The sequence below is a fragment of the Streptomyces hesseae genome (assembly GCF_031845785.1).
In the GTDB taxonomy this organism is placed as follows: Bacteria; Actinomycetota; Actinomycetes; order Streptomycetales; family Streptomycetaceae; genus Streptomyces; species Streptomyces hesseae.
In genome coordinates this window covers 27,583-45,660 of sequence record NZ_JAVRFI010000018.1, presented here as the reverse complement: position 1 = coordinate 45,660, position 18,078 = coordinate 27,583, and the positions used below count along the sequence as shown (strand labels likewise).

At 71.5% G+C, this 18,078-nt stretch carries 17 protein-coding genes; 7 read left to right on the top strand and 10 right to left on the bottom strand.

The features are described from left to right. The first annotated feature begins 6 nt into the window (after positions 1-6). The 5 genes from RM609_RS24230 to RM609_RS24210 all read left to right on the top strand — a co-directional run bounded on the left by RM609_RS24230 (position 7) and on the right by RM609_RS24210 (position 5,273). Positions 7-1,227 (top strand): beta-ketoacyl-[acyl-carrier-protein] synthase family protein, encoded by a 1,221-nt coding sequence (locus RM609_RS24230; RefSeq protein WP_311613745.1) that lies wholly within the window; start codon positions 7-9, stop codon positions 1,225-1,227. Between the two features lie 72 nt (positions 1,228-1,299). After that, complete coding sequence (locus RM609_RS24225; RefSeq protein WP_311613654.1) at positions 1,300-2,262, top strand: aldo/keto reductase; 963 nt, start codon at positions 1,300-1,302, stop codon at positions 2,260-2,262. A 54-nt stretch (positions 2,263-2,316) separates the two neighbouring features. Further along, on the top strand, positions 2,317-3,954 hold the full coding sequence (locus RM609_RS24220; protein ID WP_311613653.1) for a 3-hydroxyacyl-CoA dehydrogenase family protein: 1,638 nt from the start codon (positions 2,317-2,319) through the stop codon (positions 3,952-3,954). Positions 3,955-4,053: 99 nt separating this feature from the next. Then, positions 4,054-4,566 carry a cupin domain-containing protein gene (locus RM609_RS24215; RefSeq protein ID WP_311613652.1) on the top strand — a complete coding sequence of 171 codons (513 nt, stop codon included), beginning with the start codon at positions 4,054-4,056 and terminating at the stop codon, positions 4,564-4,566. Beyond that, positions 4,563-5,273, top strand: a complete 711-nt coding sequence (locus tag RM609_RS24210) for an HAD family hydrolase (RefSeq protein WP_311613651.1) — start codon at positions 4,563-4,565, stop codon at positions 5,271-5,273. The genes RM609_RS24215 and RM609_RS24210 overlap by 4 nt, the downstream gene beginning before the upstream one ends. Before the next feature lie 66 nt (positions 5,274-5,339). Here the strand turns inward: RM609_RS24210 and RM609_RS24205 are convergent, their stop codons facing one another. Then, positions 5,340-6,140 carry an AfsR/SARP family transcriptional regulator gene (locus tag RM609_RS24205; protein WP_311613650.1) on the bottom strand — a complete coding sequence of 267 codons (801 nt, stop codon included), beginning with the start codon at positions 6,138-6,140 and terminating at the stop codon, positions 5,340-5,342. Positions 6,141-6,629: 489 nt separating this feature from the next. Here RM609_RS24205 and RM609_RS24200 point away from each other — a divergent pair, with 489 nt between their 5' ends. Then, positions 6,630-7,631: an Lrp/AsnC family transcriptional regulator gene (locus RM609_RS24200; RefSeq protein ID WP_311613649.1), complete on the top strand. Its 1,002-nt coding sequence runs from the start codon at positions 6,630-6,632 to the stop codon at positions 7,629-7,631. A 70-nt stretch (positions 7,632-7,701) separates the two neighbouring features. Here RM609_RS24200 and RM609_RS24195 read toward each other — a convergent pair whose 3' ends face one another. The 3 genes from RM609_RS24195 to RM609_RS24185 are packed head-to-tail and all read right to left on the bottom strand — an operon-like array spanning position 7,702 to position 10,599. Continuing rightward, a complete protein-coding gene (locus RM609_RS24195; RefSeq protein WP_311613648.1) occupies positions 7,702-9,303 on the bottom strand; it encodes an MFS transporter in 1,602 nt (533 codons plus the stop codon). Between the two features lie 27 nt (positions 9,304-9,330). Then, complete coding sequence (locus RM609_RS24190) at positions 9,331-9,765, bottom strand: SRPBCC family protein (protein ID WP_311613647.1); 435 nt, start codon at positions 9,763-9,765, stop codon at positions 9,331-9,333. A 60-nt stretch (positions 9,766-9,825) separates the two neighbouring features. Beyond that, positions 9,826-10,599: an SDR family NAD(P)-dependent oxidoreductase gene (locus RM609_RS24185; protein WP_311613646.1), complete on the bottom strand. Its 774-nt coding sequence runs from the start codon at positions 10,597-10,599 to the stop codon at positions 9,826-9,828. A gap of 246 nt (positions 10,600-10,845) precedes the next feature. Between RM609_RS24185 and RM609_RS24180 the strand changes: the two genes are divergently transcribed. Beyond that, positions 10,846-11,727 carry a helix-turn-helix transcriptional regulator gene (locus RM609_RS24180; RefSeq protein ID WP_311613645.1) on the top strand — a complete coding sequence of 294 codons (882 nt, stop codon included), beginning with the start codon at positions 10,846-10,848 and terminating at the stop codon, positions 11,725-11,727. Between the two features lie 20 nt (positions 11,728-11,747). On the opposite strand, the gene RM609_RS24175 is transcribed toward RM609_RS24180, so the two are convergent. The 6 genes from RM609_RS24175 to RM609_RS24150 all read right to left on the bottom strand — a co-directional run bounded on the left by RM609_RS24175 (position 11,748) and on the right by RM609_RS24150 (position 17,993). After that, on the bottom strand, positions 11,748-12,362 hold the full coding sequence (locus RM609_RS24175; RefSeq protein WP_311613644.1) for a LysE family translocator: 615 nt from the start codon (positions 12,360-12,362) through the stop codon (positions 11,748-11,750). 47 nt (positions 12,363-12,409) lie between these two features. Further along, positions 12,410-13,231, bottom strand: a complete 822-nt coding sequence (gene trpC / locus RM609_RS24170; protein WP_311613643.1) for an indole-3-glycerol phosphate synthase TrpC — start codon at positions 13,229-13,231, stop codon at positions 12,410-12,412. 4 nt (positions 13,232-13,235) lie between these two features. Then, complete coding sequence (gene trpD / locus RM609_RS24165; protein WP_311613642.1) at positions 13,236-14,303, bottom strand: anthranilate phosphoribosyltransferase; 1,068 nt, start codon at positions 14,301-14,303, stop codon at positions 13,236-13,238. Beyond that, positions 14,287-16,434, bottom strand: a complete 2,148-nt coding sequence (locus RM609_RS24160; protein ID WP_311613641.1) for an oxidoreductase — start codon at positions 16,432-16,434, stop codon at positions 14,287-14,289. Before RM609_RS24160 ends, trpD begins: the two co-directional genes overlap by 17 nt. 129 nt (positions 16,435-16,563) lie before the next feature. Further along, positions 16,564-17,262 carry a YggS family pyridoxal phosphate-dependent enzyme gene (locus RM609_RS24155; RefSeq protein WP_311613640.1) on the bottom strand — a complete coding sequence of 233 codons (699 nt, stop codon included), beginning with the start codon at positions 17,260-17,262 and terminating at the stop codon, positions 16,564-16,566. Further along, positions 17,259-17,993 (bottom strand): B3/B4 domain-containing protein, encoded by a 735-nt coding sequence (locus RM609_RS24150; RefSeq protein WP_311613639.1) that lies wholly within the window; start codon positions 17,991-17,993, stop codon positions 17,259-17,261. The genes RM609_RS24155 and RM609_RS24150 overlap by 4 nt, the downstream gene beginning before the upstream one ends. Positions 17,994-18,078 lie beyond the last annotated feature (85 nt).

Here is an 18,078-nt window from a genome sequence, read left to right as displayed (position 1 = left end):
ACCGCCATGGAACGCGCCGTGTCGATCACCGGAATGGGGCTGGTCACCCCCGCGGGCTCCGGTGTCGAGGACAACTGGCGGCGCGTCACCTCCGGTGTCTCCGCGGCCGCCACGGACCCCGCGCTGGAGGGCGCCGAGGTCGACTTCTCCTGCCGCGTCCCGGACTTCGACGCCGACGCCCTGCTCGGCAGGCGCACCGCGTGGAAGCTGGACCGCTTCGTCCAGCTGGCGCTGGTGGCGGCGCGGCAGGCCGTCGCGGACTCCGGCCTGGACTCCGCCTCCTGGGACGGAACACGGGTCGGCGTGGTCCTCGGCAACTCCCTGGGTGGCACCGCGACGTTCGAGAAGCAGCACCGCACGTTCTACGACGGCGCTCCCGAGGACGTGTCACCGCTGATGGTCCCGATGGGGATGGTCAACATGGTGGCCGGTTACGTCGCCATGGACCAGAAGATCCTCGGCCCGAGCCTGGTGACCGCCACCGCGTGCGCCTCCGGCGCCGCCGCCGTCGGCATCGCCCGGGACTGGCTCGCCGCCGGTCTGTGCGACGTCGTCCTGGCCGGCGGCACCGAGTCGGCGCTCAGCCCGGCGACCCTGACCGGGCTCTCCCGGATGGGCGCGCTCTCAAACCGCCGGGACGACCCGGGCGCGGCGTCGCGCCCGTTCGCCGCCGACCGGGACGGCTTCGTGGCCGGCGAGGGGGCCGCGGTGCTCGTCCTGGAGCGGGAGCGGGACGCGCGGGCCCGGGGCGCGCGGACGTACGCGCGGATCACCGGCTTCGGCGCCTCCTCGGACGCGTACCACGCCACGGCCCCCCACCCGGACGGCGCGGGGCTGGAACGGGCGTTGCGCACGGCGCTGGCCGACGCGGGGGTCGACCCGGGCGACGTGGGCCACGTCAACGCCCATGGCACGTCGACGCCGATGAACGACCTGGTCGAGGCGCGGGCCCTGCGCCGGGTGCTCGGCACCCGCCCCGCGGTGACCTCCACCAAGGGCGTCACCGGCCACACCCTGGCCGCCGCCGGGGCGATCGAGGTCGCCTACACCGCCCTGGCGCTGCGCCACGGCTCGGTGCCGCCCACGGCCAACGTGCGCGAACTCGACCCCGAGGTCGACGTCGACGTGGTCACCGGCGGCGCCCGGACGGTGGATCTGGACGTGGCGGTCAGCACCTCCCTCGGTTTCGGCGGGCACAACGCGGCACTCGTGCTCACCGCGGCCTGAGACCGGGGCGGGGCCCTCCCCGCCCCGCCCCGGGCCACTCCACCACCATCCGACGAACACATAGGAGAGCGCGTGCGCACGCGTCAGTTGAGCGGTACAGGTCCCCTGGTCGGCGCCATCGGCCTCGGCTGCATGGGGATGAGCTGGGGGTACGCGGAGTCCCGGCGCGACGACGAGTTGTCCGTGGCGGTCATCGAGCAGGCGCTCGACTCGGGTGTCACGCTCATCGACACCGCGGACGTCTACGGCGACGGGCACAACGAGTCCCTGGTGGGCCGGGTGCTCGCGCGTCGCCGGGACGAGGCCGTCGTGGCCACGAAGGTGGGCATGGTCGTCACGGACCTGGCCACGCGCGCGATGCGCCGCGACGGCTCGCCCGCGCACATCCGGCGCTCCGCCGAGGCCAGCCTGCGACGCCTGGGCACCGACGTCATCGACCTGTACTACCTCCACCGCGTGGACCCGGCCGTTCCCCTGGAGGAGTCCTGGGGGCAGCTGTCCGAGCTCGTGCGCGAGGGCAAGGTGCGCCGGCTCGGCCTGTCCGAGGTGACCGTCGAGGAGGCCGAACGGGCCCACCGCGTGCACCCCGTCTCCGCCGTCCAGTCCGAGCTGTCCCTGTGGACGCGGGACGCCCAGGCGCCGGGCACGGACGTCGTCGGATGGTGCGCCGCCAACGGCGCCGCCTTCGTCCCCTTCGCCCCGCTCGGCCGGGGCTTCCTGACCGGCTCGTTCGAGCGGCCGGACTTCGAGGAGGGGGACTTCAGGGCGACCAACCCCCGTTTCGGCGACGCCGCGTTCGCCGCCAACCTCCGCATCGTGGAGGCCGTCCGCTCCGTCGCCGCCCGGCACGGGGCGACCCCCGCCCAGGTGGCCATCGCCTGGACGCTCGCACAGGGCGAGCACGTCGTCCCCATCCCCGGTACCAAGAACCCGCGCTACCTGGCCGACAACATCGGCGCCGCCGCGCTCCGGCTGAGCCCCGAGGACCTCGCGGAGCTGAACGCGGTGCCCGCGCCCGTCGGCGACCGGTACTGACCCCCGGCGGGCCGGCCGGTCGCCGGCCGGCCCGCCCCGGAAGGCAGGAACCCCATGACAGCGAGCACTACCGGCACCGCCGCGGTCGTCGGACTCGGCGCCGCAGGCGCCGGACTGGCCCGGCGGCTTGCCGCCGCCGGCATCCGCACCATCGGCGTGGAGCCGGACGCCGAAGCCGCCGCGCGCGCCCGGCGCACCGGGGTGGAGGTGACGGCGGACCTCTCCGCCGTGGCCGCCGCCGATGTGGTGCTGGAGGCCGTGCCCGAGCCCGAACCCGGCAAACGGGAGGTACTCGCCGCGATCGCCCGCCACCGCCGGACCGGCGCGCCCGTGGTGACCACGGCGCTCACCACGCCTGCGGCCGAACTGGCCGACGTGGCGGGCGGCGAGCTGCTCGCCCTGCGCTTCGCCCGCGCCGACCGGCTCGACGCGGCCGAGCTGGCCCGCGCCCCCCATACCTCGGACGAGGCCGCGGCGAGTGTCGCCGCGCTGCTGGACCGGGCCGGGGTGACCACGCACGCCGTGCCCGACGTGCCCGGTTCCCTCGCCCCGCGGCTGCTCTTCGGCTTCCTCAACCAGGCGGCGTGGATGCGCCACGACGGCTACGCGGACCGGGACTCCCTCGACACGGCGGTACGCCTGGGCTGCGGCTGGGCCGAGGGGCCGCTGGAGATCCTGGACGCCGTCGGCCACCGCACGGCCGGGGACATCCTGCGCGGGCTCCACCGGCGTCTGGGCGACCGCTTCGCGCCGGCCCCGCCCGGCACGGACCCGGCGGGCGCGACGGCCCGCCCCCCGGCGGGCGGGGCCGGTGGACCGGCGGACCCCACCGGGACCGTAGCCGTCATCGGCTCCGGCACGATGGCCACCGGGATCGCCGAGGTGTTCCTGCGCGCCGGCTACCGCACCGTGCTCGTGGCCCGCACGGAACGCAAGGCCGCCGACGCCCGGGAGGCCGTCGAGTTCGGGCTGCTGCGGGCCGGCGCCGACGAGGAGCGGCTCGCCGAGCACCTCGGCCGGTGGACCGGCACCATCGATCTCACGGCGGTCGCCGGCGCGGGCATCGTGGTGGAGGCGGTCGTCGAGGACCTCGGCGTCAAGCGCGACCTCTTCGCCCGGCTCGGCACGCTGTGCGCCCCCGGCACCCTGCTGGCCACCACGACCTCCAGCCTTTCGGTGCGCGATTGCGCCGCCGCGTCCGGGCGCCCCGAGGACGTCCTGGGCCTCCACTTCTTCAATCCGGCGCCCGCCATGGAGCTGGTGGAGCTGGTCCGCGGCGAGCACACCGGCGAGGCCGCGGTCGCCCGGGCCCGCGCCGTCCTCGCCCGTCTGGGCAAGGCGGGCGTGGAGTGCGGCGACCGTACCGGCTTCATCGTCAACGCCCTGCTGTTCCCCTACCTGAACGACGCCCTGGCCGCGCTGCGGCACCCCTCGGTCACGCCCGCGCTGCTCGACTCCGTCATGAAGTCCGTCGGCGGTCAGCCCGTCGGCCCCACCCGGCTCCTGGACGTCGTCGGCGCCGACGTCGCCCTCGAGGTGCAGCACCGCCTGTACGAGGACTCGGGCCGGCCCGAACTGGCCCCCGCCGACCTGCTGCGGAACCTCGTGGACCACGGGTTCCTCGGCCGTAAGACCTCCGGCCGGGGCGTGCGCGCCTTCCTGGCCCACGAGGCCCGGACAGCCGCTGTCTGACCGCCCTTCCGGGCCGTCCACGCCGTCCTTCCTCTCTTTTCTCAGCGAACCTTTCTCAGCGAAATCGCCCATCACTTGAACCACATCAAGGAGCACGCGATGTCCGTTATGCCCTTTTTCCGTGCCCACCGGCGCGCGCTCGGCTACACCGCGATGGTCGCCGCGCTGTGCCTGACGGCGGGCGGGGTGGCCAACGCCGCCGCGTCGGCCGGGCAGCCGGCCCCGCAGGCCGCCCCCGGCCCGATCACCAGCGAGACCCTCTCCGAGGGCGATTCCAGCCTGCCGTTCAAGGTCGACGCCGACGGCCCCCGGCATCTGGTGTACCGCAAGGCGGTCATCCCGCCGGGCGTCGCCACCGGCTGGCACTACCACGTCGGAGCGGAGATCGCCGTCATCAAGTCCGGGACGCTGACGCGCATCAACGGCGCCGACTGCACCGTCCGCGCCATCAAGCCGGGCGACGCCCTGGTCGAGCCCACCGGCCCCGACGAGGTGCACTACGGCGTCAACCGGGGCACCGAGCCGGTGGTGCTCTACATCACGGACGTCCTGCCGGCCGGCGCCCCCTTCTCCAAGCCCGCGGCCGACCCGGGCTGCCCCACCGCGAAGTGAGCGCCCCGATCGAGCGGACGGCCCCCGCGGGCGCCGTCGACGCACCGGTGGACGTGGCCTTCTTCGACGTGGACGAGACCCTGCTCACCTTCAAGAGCATGTTCCGCTTCCTCGCCCACCACTTCGCCGAGCGCGGTCTGCCGCCGGACCGCGCCCGGCTCGCGGAGGAGGAGCTGCGCCTGCTGGCCGCCGAGGGCGTCCCCCGGGACGAGACCAACCGCGAGTACTACCGCAATTACACGGGCCGGCCGGTGGCCGAGGTCATGGCCCACGGCCGGGCCTGGTTCGCCGCGGAACTGGCGGCCGGCGGCGCGCTCCACGACCCGGCGGTGGCGGCCCTGAACCGCCACCGCGAGGCGGGGGCGCTCACCGTCCTGGTCTCCGGCTCGTTCCCGCCCTGTCTGGAGCCGGTCCGGGAACTCCTGGGCGCCGACCTGCTGCTGTGCAGCGAGCCGGAGATCGAGGCGGGCGTCTACACGGGCCGGCTGCCGACGCCCATGATCGGCCCGTACAAGGCGGCCGCGGCCCGCGGGCTGATGGCGCGCCGCGGCATTCCGCCGGAGCGGGCCGCCGCGTACGGCGACCACTCCTCCGACCTCGCCCTGCTGCGCGCCGTGGGCCATCCCGTGGCGGTGGGGGACGATGCCCGGCTGGGCGCCTACGTCCGGGAAGTGGGGGGCGGACAGCTCCCTGGCATCAGCGGCTGACCTGACGGGTCCGCCGGGGAGGGAAAGCCCGCACGGCGCGCTCCCTCTCCCGGTGGGCCCGCCGCCTTACCGGGCCGCGCCCGACAACGCCAGGAACTGCTCGTCCGGTTCGTCCTGGAGCATCACATGGTGGAGGGTGTTGACGCTCGGTGAAGGGGAGATGCCGAGCGCCTCGCCCATCCGGCTGCGCAGCCGCTGGTAGACCTCGAGCGCGGCCGCCCTGCGGCCGGCCCCGTACAGCGCGCGCATCAGCTGCGCGTGGACGTTCTCGTGGTACGGGAACTCGGAGGCGAGCTCCGTGGCCTCCTCCACGGCCTCCTGCGACCTGCGCATCCGCAGCAGCGCCTCCACCAGCAGCTCCCGGGCGCCCAGGTGCAGTTCGCCCAGGCGCTCGGCGTACGGGGCGAGGATCCTGCCGAGGCGTACGTTGCCGAGGGGCTGCCCCCGCCAGCGGGAGAGCGCCATTCTCAGCAGCCGTTCGGCCTCCGCCGCGTCGCCCTGGGCGACGGCCTCCCGGCCGCGCTGGACGAACAGGTCGAAGGCGGGCTTGTCCCATTCGTCGTCGGCGACGCGCAGCACATAGGTGTTGCCGTCCGTCATCAGCCGTTCCGCCGTGACCTGTTTGACCGTGGTGCCGCCGGCCTCGGCCATGGTGCGGCGGATGACCCCGATATAGGTCTGGAGGGCGGTCATGGCCGTGCGCGGCGGGCTGCCGTCCCAGATCTCGTCGATGAGCGTGGGCATGCTGACGCGCTGCCCGGTGCGCAGCAGCAACAGGGCGAGGGCCTGTCTCTGCTTGGGGGCGGTCGGTGTGATGTCCCGTCCGTCGATGCAAAGGGCCAGGTTTCCGAGGGTGCGAAATTCCATAGCGTCTTCCCGAGTGTGAGTCGTGGAACGGGCCCTGAGGGCTGGTCGCACGGATCAGGTGCCGGGCGTCCGTTCGTGAAGCCGGGAAACGGACGCGGAATCGGTCCGGGCGGCTTCCCGTCTGTCGAGACAGGGCGCGGCGTACGCACATGGCAGCGCCCACGGCGGGAGGGAAGGGCGGCCGACGTCATCGGCGGCCGCGGCCACGATTCGCCTGTCCGGCACGTCCCCGGACTGCAAACCCTTGCGGTGTCGCGCCTCACCAGGCGGCGCGCATCGAAGCCCTGGCACGGTCTCCGTGCCCGGGACAGAGCGAGCGGACGCGTCATGGCCCGGCAAGGCCGTCGCAGGCGCGCACGCCACTCTCATCCCCCCGTTGACAGCGCGTGTCCAGACTTGCGTCGCTGTCTGTTGCCGATTTTCCCACTGACCGGTGAGTTCAGACAACAGACCTATGCGCTTCGTTAGCTACCTTGCAATGATCGAGCCATGGTGAAAGATTCCGACATTCTCGATGAAGACGACAGACGCGTGGTCGCGGCTCTCCAGATCAGTCCGCGGGCCGGAGTGGGCGGAATCGGGCGGATCCTGGGGGAGCACGAGCGCACCGTCGCCCGGCGCGTCCACCGGCTCATCGCCTGGGGGGCCATCCAGCCGACGGCGGTCTACGACACCATGCGGTGCGGCCTGGGAAACGCTGTTCAACTGCGGCTCGAGACGGAGTGCGGGGCGCTGGAGGAGGTGGCGCGGGCGCTGGTCCGGCGGGACGACCTGCGCCGGGTCGTCGCGGTCAGCGGGCGCAGCGACGTGCTGTGGTGCGAGATGATCGTGGCGCACCGGCCGGGCCTCCACACCCTGATAGCAGAGGGGTTTCCGGAAATCCCCCGGATCAGGAAGGTCGAGGTGCACACCACCCTCAAGACCTTCGTCACCGCGGCCGAGTGGCGCGTACCGGTGCTGACGGCGGAGGAGGAGACGGCGCTGCGCAACTGCGCGATACGGCCCCTCCCCGATCCCGCGGACCGCTACGAGCTGACCGCCACGGACCGGCGCGTGGCGGAGGAGCTGATCCGGAACGCCCGGGTCAGCCTCACCGACCTGGCGCGGGAGCTGGGCTTCTCGGTGGCGACGGCGGGCCGGCGTGTCACGTCCCTGCTCGAACGGCGCATGCTCTATTTGCGCACGGAGGTCGAACCGGAGCTGCTGGGCAGGCCTGTCCAGGCTCAAATGTGTCTCAAAGTGCACCCTGCGGCGCTGGAGACCGTCGGTGTCGCGCTGGCCTCCTCACCCGAGGTGCGCTACTGCGCCGCCATCACCGGCGTCCAGAACCTGATCGTGGAGGTGTGCCTGGAGCACGAGGCGGACCTCTACCGCTTCCTGAGCGAGCGGCTGGGGAGCATTCCCAACATCACGGATGTCGCCACGGAGATCATCACCCATGCCTACAAGCGGGGATTCGTGGTCAAACCGGCCAGGAGGAGGGAACGTTGAGGCGGCCGGAACGCGGAGGGGCGGGCGACCCGGTGGGATCGCCCGCCCTGTGCACCACGGGGTACGGCCCTTACGAGAGGGTGTCCGCGGTGACCTCGTTCTTCTTCGGCCCGGCGGCCACCGGGGCGTCCGCCGTCGCGGGCTGCCGCCCGGGCTCCCGGAGCATGACGTAGATGGCCACGGACAGCACCGCGCAGATCGCGGCGCTCGCCCACAGGACCACGTGCCAGGCGTCGGTGAAGCCGTCGGTGACGAAGTCGAAGAAGCCCGGCCGGACGTTCTCCGGGAGCTTCGACAACGGTCCGGTCAGGTCGCCCGAGTTGACGCTGTTGGCCAGCTCGACGGGCTCGCCGCGGTAGGCGGGGAACCGGTCCAGGCCGTCGTTCAGCCAGTTCTGCATCAGGTTGACCAGGGCCGAGCCGGCGGCCGCGATGACGACGGCCTCGCTGCCCAGGCGGAGGGTGTTGAGGAAGCCGGCCGCCGTTCCGGTGGCCTCGGGCGGGACGACGTCCAGCACCGCTCCGTCGACCAGGCCGAAGTTGAGCCCCAGTCCCACGCCGAGCGTGATCAGGGGTCCGGCCAGCGCTCCGGCGCCGACACCGGGTTCGAGCACCAGGGCCAGCCACGCGACGCCGACCGTCAGGCACACCAGGCTCGCGGCGAACACGGCCCGGTTGCTCCAGCCCCACTTCACCAGTCGGCCGGCCAGCAGCGGGGTGATCAGGATGGGCAGGGTCATCAGCAGCATCATGGTGCCGGCCGCCTGGCTGCTCGACTTGTTCGCGACCAGCAGGTAGTTCGGCAGCAGGGGCAGCAGGATGACGAACGCGAACGTGACGACCACGGGGATCAGGCACAGCGCCATGAACCTGCCGTTGCGCAGCAGCTTCAGGTCGAACATGGGGTGCGGTACACGCCGCTCCACCAGCGCGAAGAGCGCCATCAGCAGTACCGAGCCCACGAGCATGCCGAGCACTCCGGCGCTCGCCCAGCCCCACTGCGGGCCCTCGACCATGCCGAGCATCAGCAGGAAGAGACTGCCGACGAAGGTGACGGTGCCCGCCCAGTCCACCTTGGCCGCCGACTCGTTGCGCGACTCCCGCATGAACGGGATGGCGAACAGCACCAGCACCATGAGCACGGCGTGGGCCCCGTAGAACGAGCGCCAGCCGAGCGTGTCGGCCAGCACACCCGCCACCATGGCACCCAGGGCGAGCCCGGCGCCCGTGGCGATGCCGACGGCGGCGAACGCCTTGGTGCGGGCCGCGCCGTCGAAGGTGGTGGCCAGGATGGAGCTGCCGCTGGTCAGCAGGGCGGCGGCGCCGACACCGGCCGCGCCGCGCACCAGGTCGAGCAGGATGATGTCGCTCGCCACGGCGCTCACCAGCGAGGCGACCGTGAACACCACGGCGCCGGCCACGAACATCCGCCGCCGGCCGATCAGGTCGGCCAGGGAGCCACAGGCCAGCATGAAGCTCGCGAAGGTCAGGTTGTACCCGTGCACCACCCACTGCAACGCGTCCAGCGACGCGTGGGTGTCCTGACCGATATGAGGGAGCGCCACCCCCGATCCGGTCACCGAGGTCGGCAGGATCAGCAGCGTCAACAGCACCGCGCACAAGGTGATCGCGGGACTCGTCCGGCGTGTGCGTTCGGTTAACAGGGCATCCACTTCGCGTGCTCCTTCGTCACTCGCGCATCAGCGCAGGGCTTCGGCTCGTACTTTCAGGGCGGCGTTCATCAGCAGGAAGCCCTCCTCGATGCGCCAGATCATGCCGCCGGCGAACGGAATCGTGAGGCCGCCGAAGTCCTCCCGCTGGCGGAGCCGTACACCGGAGTCGGTCTCCTCCAGGAGGAACTCGTGCCGGGCCCGGAAGACGGTGGCGTTCCGGATGACACCGGACCACTGGAGGTGGCGGTTCTTCTCCACCACGGTGACCGTGGGGGTGTGGACCTCTTCCCGCGGCTTCTTGGGGCGCTGCATGCGCAGCCACAGCTGCTGGCCGGCCTCGGCCTTGCCGCGGGCCTCCAGGATGAAGGGATTCCACTCGCCGTAGCGGTCGAAATCCACGATGACGTCCCACACCGTTTCCAGGGGAGCGTCGATATTGACGAACGTCTCGATGGAACGCATGTCCTGTCCTGACTCCTGTTCGAAGGGATCGCCGGCGGGCCGCCGGGGCGGCGCGGGAACCTACGCGGGGATGGCGTTGACGACGCCGCCGTCGACCAGGAGGTCGACGCCGTTGACGAAGGCCGCCGCGTCGGAGGCCAGGAAGGCGACGGTCGAGGCGACCTCCTCCGGGGTACCGACCCGCTTCTGCACCGACTGGGCGGCGCTGTCCTCGCGCGCCTCGGTGGTGGGGACGGACTCGCGGAACATGTCGGTGTCGATGTAGCCGGGGCTGACCGAGTTGACCCGGATGCGCCGGTCGGCGAGGTCGCTGGCCAGGGTCTTGGCGAGGTTGGCGGCCGCGGCCTTGGTCGCCGCGTAGAGGGAGCCGATGGCGAGGCCCCGGTGAAGGGTCCAGGAGGCGTTGATGACGATGGACCCGCCGTCGCGGAGCAGCGGCAGGGAGCTCTGGACGGTGTAGAAGACGCCCTTGAAGTTGGCGTCGACGACGTAGTCGACGTCCTCCTCGGTGAACTCCTCGATCCGCTTGAAGACCCCGACGCCCGCGTTGGCGAACACCACGTCGAGGTGGCCGAACCGCTCGCGCACCTCGTCCGTCAGCCGCGCGAGGTCGGCGGGCTTGGAGACGTCGGCGGCCACGGTCAGGAGGCGGTCTCCTCCGTCGAGCCGCTCGGCCGCGAGCTTGAGGCGGTCCTCGCTGCGCCCGGTGATGACGACCTTGGCGCCCTCGGCCAGGAAGAGCTGGGCGGTGGCGAACCCCATGCCGGTGGCACCGCCGGTGATCAGGGCGACCTTGCCGTCGAAGCGTGCCGCACCCGCAATGTTCAGCGTCATGAAATACCCGAATCGATCGATGGGGGATGAAATAAGTGGAGATAAAAACGACGGCCGGAAGTGCTCCGGCATATCGCCCGGCATCGCGCGGAGGCGCCGGCTGCCCGCCGGCGCCTCCGCCGCCACCCCTTGTGGGAAGCCACCCCGGGGGTTGGGCGGCTTTCCGCGCGGGGCGGGTGGTTGATCACGCCCACCATCGTGCGCGGTATTACCCGGACATGAGTAGAGCCAACTTATGGTGGTGTCATGACCACCACCCACACGACAGCAGCCGACCGGACGGAGCAGGTGCCTCAGCGGCGGGAGGAGCTGCGGGCGTTCCTGCGTTCGCGCCGTGCCAGGGTGCGACCGGAGGACGTCGGTCTTCCGGGGCGCGGACTGCGGCGTACGCCCGGCCTGCGCCGCGAGGAGGTCGCCACCCTCGCCGGTATAGGAGTCTCCTGGTACACCTGGCTGGAACAGGGGCGGACGATCAACGTATCGGACTCGGTAGTCGAGTCGATCGGTCGTGTGCTGCGCCTGGACCACGCCGAGCGGGCCTATCTCTATCAGCTGGTCGGGCTCAAGCCGCCGGAGGAGAAGATCCTCGAGAACTCCGCGCTGATGCATGAGCTGGAGCGGCTGGTGGACGCCTGGTCCCCTTATCCCGCCTATGTTCTCGACCGTTGGTGGAATTTCGTCATCATCAACGAGTCAGCACAGGCGGTTTTCGGACTGCGGGGATACGGGCAGAACTGCCTGATCTCCTTCTTCACGGACGCCAAGTACCGGTCTTTCTTTGCGAACTGGGACACATTGGCGCCGCAGGTCGTGGCCGATTTCCGGGGGTCGGCCGCGGCCTATCCCGATGACGGGCGGTTCACCGCCATCGCGAGCGAGCTCAACGCCCGGAGCCCGGAGTTCGCGAAACTGTGGGACCAGCACGACGTGCGCAAGGAGTCGAACGGTACGAAGGCCGTGCTCCATCCGGTGCTCGGTGAGATGACCTTCGACCATCTGGTGCTGCATCCGTCGAGCCGGCACGACCTGCGGGTGACCGTGCATCTGCCCCGGGAGGGTTTCGAGGCGAGGCGCCGGCTGGAGCGGCTGCTGGAGTCCCAGCCGGCGAGCTCTCTCAGATGTCTGTGAACCTCAGATATTCGCGGACCTCAGATGTTGGTGAACGCCAGCTTCGCGCCCAGCGCCACGAACGCCCCCGCGAAGGTGCGGCGCATCCAGGTCATGACCTGCGGCCGGGAGATCACATGGTCGCGGACCGAGGCCGCGAGCAGCCCATAGCCCACGAAGATGACGAAGGTCATCAGCATGAAGACAGCGCTCAGCTCGATCATGCGCGGCACCGGGTGCGCCTCGTTCGTGCTGACGAACTGCGGGAGGAAGGCCAGGAAGAAGATGGTCAGCTTGGGGTTGAGGATATTGAGCAGAATGCCCGTCCAGATCACCCGCACCACGGACGGCGGCTCGCCCGCCTGCTCCTCCACACTCAAAGTGCCCCGGTCGCGCCAGGTGTTCCAGGCGACGTAGAGCAGATAGGCCACGCCCAGGAACTTGAAGGTCTGGAAGGCCAGGGCACTGGTGTGCATCAGGGCGGCCAGGCCCATGATGGTGGCCGCCATGTGGGGAACGATGCCCAGGGTGCATCCGAACGCGGCGACGATGCTCGGGCGGAAGCCGCGAGAGAGGCCGGTGGCCAGCGTGTAGAGAACGCCGGTGCCGGGTGAGGCGGTCACGATTAAGGACGTGACCAGGAATTCGATGCCCACGGGCCATACTCCTCTTGCTGCTGTGTGTATCGAGTGACGATACGTTTCTACTCGATCTCCGGGCCGCTGTGCGGGAATTGACGGGTCAGGAGGGCCCGAGTCGCCGCCTCGATGTCCGGGTTGCGCATCAGGCTCTCGCCCACCAGGAACGTCGAGATACCCACCCGCGCGAGCCGGGCCAGGTCGGCGGGGGAGGACAGACCGCTCTCCCCCACGATCACCCGGTCCTTGGGCACCTTCGGCGCCAGCCGTTCACTGGTGGCGAGCGTCGTCTCGAAGGTGTGGTGGTCACGGTTGTTGATGCCGAGGAGGCGGGAGCGCAGCCGGGCCGCCCGCTCCAGCTCCGCCTCGTCGTGCACCTCGACCAGGACGTCCATGCCGAGGTCGAACGCGGTGTCCTCCAGGTCCTTCGCCGCCGCGTCGTCGACCGCGGCCATGATGATCAGGATGCAGTCGGCACCCCACGCGCGCGCCTGGACGACCTGGTACGGGTCGTACATGAAGTCCTTGCGGAGCACCGGGAGTTCCGTCGCCTCGCGAGCCGCGACGAGATGCTCCGGGCCGCCCTGGAAGGACGGGGTGTCGGTCAGCACCGACAGACAGGCCGCGCCCCCGGCCTCGAAGGCGCGGGCGATGAGCGGCGGGTCGAAGTCGGCGCGGATGAGGCCCTTGGACGGGCTCGCCTTCTTGATCTCGGCGAGCAGGGCGTACTCGCCCCGGGCCGCGCGACGTTCGACGGCCGTCAGGAAGCCGCGCGGGGCCGGTGCGGCGGCCGCCTCGCGTTCCAGCGACGCGAGGGGGCGGTCGCGCTTCGCGGCAGCGATCTCCTCACGCTTGGCCGCTTCGATCCTGGAGAGAAAGCCGGGCATCCGTTTACGCTCCTTCGCTTCGGTGGGCATCGTGCCGGTTGGATTCCGCTATCAGTCGTTCCAGCCTGCGGTGCGCTTCCCCGCCGTCGATCGACTCCGTGGCGAGCTCCATGCCGTCCTTCAGGTCCTTCGCCCGGCCGCCGACCACGAGTGCCGCCGCGGCGTTGAACGCCGCGATGTCGCGGTACGGCCCCTTCTCCCCCGTAAGAACGCCGCGCAGCGCCTCCGCGTTGGCTCGCGCGTCGCCGCCTTTGAGCGACTCGGGTGTCGCGCGCGGCAGTCCGACGTCCTCGGGGCTCACCCGGAAGACCCGCACCGTGCCGTTCTCCAGCGAGGCGATGGTGGTGGGCCCGGTGGTGGTGATCTCGTCGAGGCCGTCCGAACCGTGGACGACGAAGGCGCGCTCCGAGCCGAGTTCGCCCAGCACCCGCGCCAGCGGCTCGACCCACTCCTCGGCGAACACGCCGACCATCTGCCGCCGTACGCCCGCCGGGTTGGTCAGCGGTCCCATGAGGTTGAAGACGGTGCGCGTGCCGAGCTCGACACGGGTGGGGTGGACGTGCCCCGTCGCCGGGTGGTGGTCGGGGGCGAACATGAAGCCGATCCCGGCCCCGGCGATACAGCGCGCCACGTCCTCCGGCCGCAGATCGATCCGGACGCCCAGCGCGCGCAGGACGTCCGCCGCGCCGCTGCGCGACGACAGCGCCCGGTTGCCCTGCTTGGCCACCGGCACACCCGCCCCCGCGACGATGAGCGCCGCGCAGGTGGAGATGTTGTACGAGCCGGAGGAGTCACCGCCCGTGCCGAGCAGGTCCATCGCCCCGGGCGGCGCCTGGACCCCGCGCATCCTCGCCCGCATGGCGATCACCCCGCCGGTGATCTCCTCCACGGTCTCGCCGCGCATCCGCATCGCCATCAGCAGCCCGCCCATCTGGGAGGGCGTCGCCCGGCCCGCCATCATCAGGTCGAAGGCGCGGGCCGATTCGTCGCGGGTGAGGGTGGCGCCGGTCGCCACCTTGCGGACCAGGTCCTTGAACTCCTCGAACCGGGCGTCGTCAGAGCTGCCGTCCATGCCCCTGCCTCTTCTCCCGTGCCCACACACCGCCGCTGCTCAGCGGCAGCGGCTGGTCCCAGTCGAGCTCGACGTTCTCCCGCCGGTACGGCGTCTCATCGGTGATCGCGGTGTCCAGGGTGCGGGCGAACAGATGGCCGCTGTGAACGGCTGCCGCGATGATCCCCGGGCCCAGGCAGTCGCCCAGCCGGACGACGCGCCGGATGCCCGCCGCGCCCAGGACGTCCTCGCCGTACGCCCGTAGCCCGGTGTACAGCTCGTCACGCGGCACCATGCCCGTGACCAGGACGAACGCGTCGGCGGCGACCTCCGTCTCCCGGCCCGTGTACACACACCCCAGCCGGGCGGCACCGGGCTCGGCCCGCAGGAGCGCCTTCGACGTGTGGACGGCGGCGCACTTCTCCATCACCCGCCGCTGGACGCGCTTCTGCTCCGCCGTGAACTGCGTGAACGACGACACCACGCTGTCGGGCGTGACGAACGTGACCTCGCAGCCGTGCTCGGCGAGACGTTCGGCGATCACTCCGCCCATGTAGTAGTGGTCGTCGTCGAAGACGACGACCCGGCCGGACGGCAGCCGGCCGGCCATGATGTCGTCCGGGGTGAAGACGGGGGTGTCCGCCGGTATCTCCATGGGGAAGCTGTGGTAGCGGCCCACCCCGTCCGCCCGCCACGCGGCGCCGGTGGCGACGGCGACGAGCGAGCACTCGGCCTCCAGGGCCATCTCGGCGGTGATCTCGTTGTCCGGCAGCAGCTGGACGTTGGGCATACGGCGCAGCTGGGTGAGCCGCCAGTCGCGCACCCGCGCCCACTCCCCCAGCCCGGGCAGCCGGCTCTCCAGGGTGACCCGGCCGCCCAGTTCGCGGTCGCGGTCGGCGAGCATGACGTCGTAGCCGCGCTGGCCCAGGGCACGGGCGGCCTCCAGGCCGGCGGGGCCGGCGCCGACGACGAGGACGGTGTCGTCGGTGTCCTTGGGCGGGATGTACTCGGGATGCCAGCCGCGCCGCCACTCCTCGCCCATGGTGGGGTTCTGGGTGCAGCGCATGGGCACGCTCGCCTTGTCGCCGGCGACGCAGATGTTGCAGCCGATGCATTCGCGGAGGTCGTCGAAGCGTCCTTCCTCGATCTTCCTCGGCAGGAAGGGGTCGGCGATGGAGGGGCGGGCCGCGCCGATGAGGTCGAGCGTGCCGCCCTTGATCATGGAGACCATGGTGTCGGGCGAGGTGAACCGGCCGACGCCGACGACCGGTTTGCTGGTGACGCTCTTTACGAACTTGACGTAGTTCTGCTGGAAGGCCTCGTCGCTGAACCGGGACGTCTGGCCGTCGTTGTCGAAGTTGCTGAGGTTGACGTCCCAGAGGTCGGGGAGCTCGGCGAGCATCTCGACGACGTCGCGCCCCTCGTCCTCGGCGCCGATGCCGCGCGGTCCCATCAGCTCGTCGACGCCGAAGCGTACGGCGACGGCGCAGGTGTCGCCGACGGCCTCCTTGGCGTCCTCGATGAGCTCGCGCAGCAGCCGGGCGCGGTTCTCCAGGCTGCCGCCGTATTCGTCGGTGCGGTGGTTGTGGCGGCGGGAGAGGAAGTGGACGGGCAGCGTCATGTCGTGGCCCGCGTAGATGTAGACGATGTCGAAGCCCGCGCGCCTGGCGTTGAGCGCGGCCGTGCGGTGCCAGCGGCGGACGGCGCGGATGTCGTCCTTGTCCATGGCCCGGGCGGTGATGGGGAGGTTGCCCCGGACGGCCTTCAGGCTCGGGGCGACCGGTATGGTCCGGCTCTCCAGATTGCCGACGTAGGAGCCGTTGTGGGCGAGTTCGACGCCGGCGAGGGCGCCGTGCCGGTGGATCTCGTCGGTGGCCCGGGTGAGATAGGGCAGGTCCTTCTCGTCCCAGATCCTGATCTCCCGCTGGTGGTTGCCGGAGTGGTGGACGTCGCACTGTTCGGTGACGACGACGCCCCAGCCGCCTTCGGCCTTGACGCCGCGCATCGCGGCCATCGAGCTGGGGAAGGCCCGGCCCATGCCGTTGCAGTGGGGCACCTGGTAGAAGCGGTTCTTCGCGGTGACCGGGCCGATCCGTACGGGTTCGAAGAGGATGTCGTAACGGGCGGGGCGGCGGGGTGTGCGGTTCTCCATGCGAGCGGTTCTCCAGGGGCCGGTGTGTGTCGTGGACCCGGTGTTCGTCGTGGACGGATCCTCGGACGGAAGAAGGGCATGCACGGGCGGCGGCCCGGTCAGGATCCTGACCGGGCCGCCCGGTGCGGCTCAGGCCGTGCCGGAAGGATTCAGCGGAGGCCGGGAGCCGAAGATCGCGCTGCCCACGCGCACATGCGTGGCGCCGTACTCGACGGCCGTCGCGAAGTCCGTGCTCATGCCCATGGAGAGCTGTTCCAGACCGTTGCGGGCCGCGATCTTCGCCAGCATGGAGAAGTGCGGCTCCGGCGGCTCACCGGCCGGCGGGATGCACATCAGCCCCACGACGTCCAGGCCGTGAGTCTCCCGGCAGTCCGTCAGGAAGGCGTCCGTGTCGTCCGGCAGCACACCGGCCTTCTGCGGCTCCTTGCCCGTGTTGACCTGGACGAACAGCCGGGGCCTGCGCTCCTGCCGGACGCACTCGCGCGCCAGCGCCGCGCTCAGGCTGGGCCGGTCCACGGAGTGGATGACGTCGAACAGCGCCACCGCCTCGCGGGCCTTGTTGCTCTGGAGCGGCCCTATCAGGTGGAGTTCGAGGTCCGGACATCGGCCGCGGAGCTCCGGCCATTTGGCCTTGGCCTCCTGGACCCGGTTCTCGCCGAAGACCAGGTGGCCGGCCTCGATGGTCTGCTCCAGGACCTCCACGGGCACGGTCTTGGACGCGGCGACGAGCGTCACCGAGCCGGGCTCGCGGTCCGCTCGCGCGCAGGCCTCGGCGACGGCCCGCCGTACGTTGTCGAGACCGGTGGTGGGGTCGGGTATCGGATTCATGCTGTCTCCTCATCTCGTCGCGCGTACGAGAACTCCAGCCGGCGATCCGTGGTGTCGATCCTCCGGGACGCCGCGATCCGCACCCCGGCCTCCGGCAGCCCGGCCGTCAGCTCCCGCTGCAGCGCCTCGAGGTCCTCGGCGGCCGTGGGGTGCAGCGCCTCCGCCACGATGAGCGCGCGGTCCGTCTCCTTGGAGACGACGGACAGGGCGCTCTGGCGGAAGGTCCAGCGCCGGGAGTGCGCATGGCCCGCCGCGTCCGTGAAGACGATCTCCTCGGGGGCGGGGTGCTCGGTCTCGCCCTGGAAGGTCCGGTGGACCTCCGAGCCGTCGGCGTGGCGGACCGTGATGCCGTCCGTGACCTTGTCGCAGTCGAAGACGGCGATGGGGATGGCGAAGGCCATGGAGACGACGTTGAGGTAGTCGACCAGCGGGTGGAAGCCCGGCAGGTTCCGCTCCTTGCGGTAGCGCCGGAGCAGCGCCTCCGAGGCGCATCGGTACTGGGTCGGCTTGAGCCCCATCCTGGAGAACGCCTCGCGCCAGGCGGCGATCTCCGGCATCGCGGACTCGCTCGCCGCGGCCAGCCGGTCCTCGACGCGCGCGGTGAGCGCCTCCCGGCGCTCCCGGCCGCTCTCGTGGCCGCTGGTCATCCCGAGGACGCCGTCGACGGCCAGGGTGACCGCGCGCAGGCGCGGGTGGGCGTTCCAGACCGGATCGGCATGCGTGAAGTACATGGTTCTGTCCCTGCTCGCTGTACGGATGGACCGGTGGGACCGGAGGGCGGCGCCGCCGGTGGTCGCCGTCCGGGGACGGCGCCGC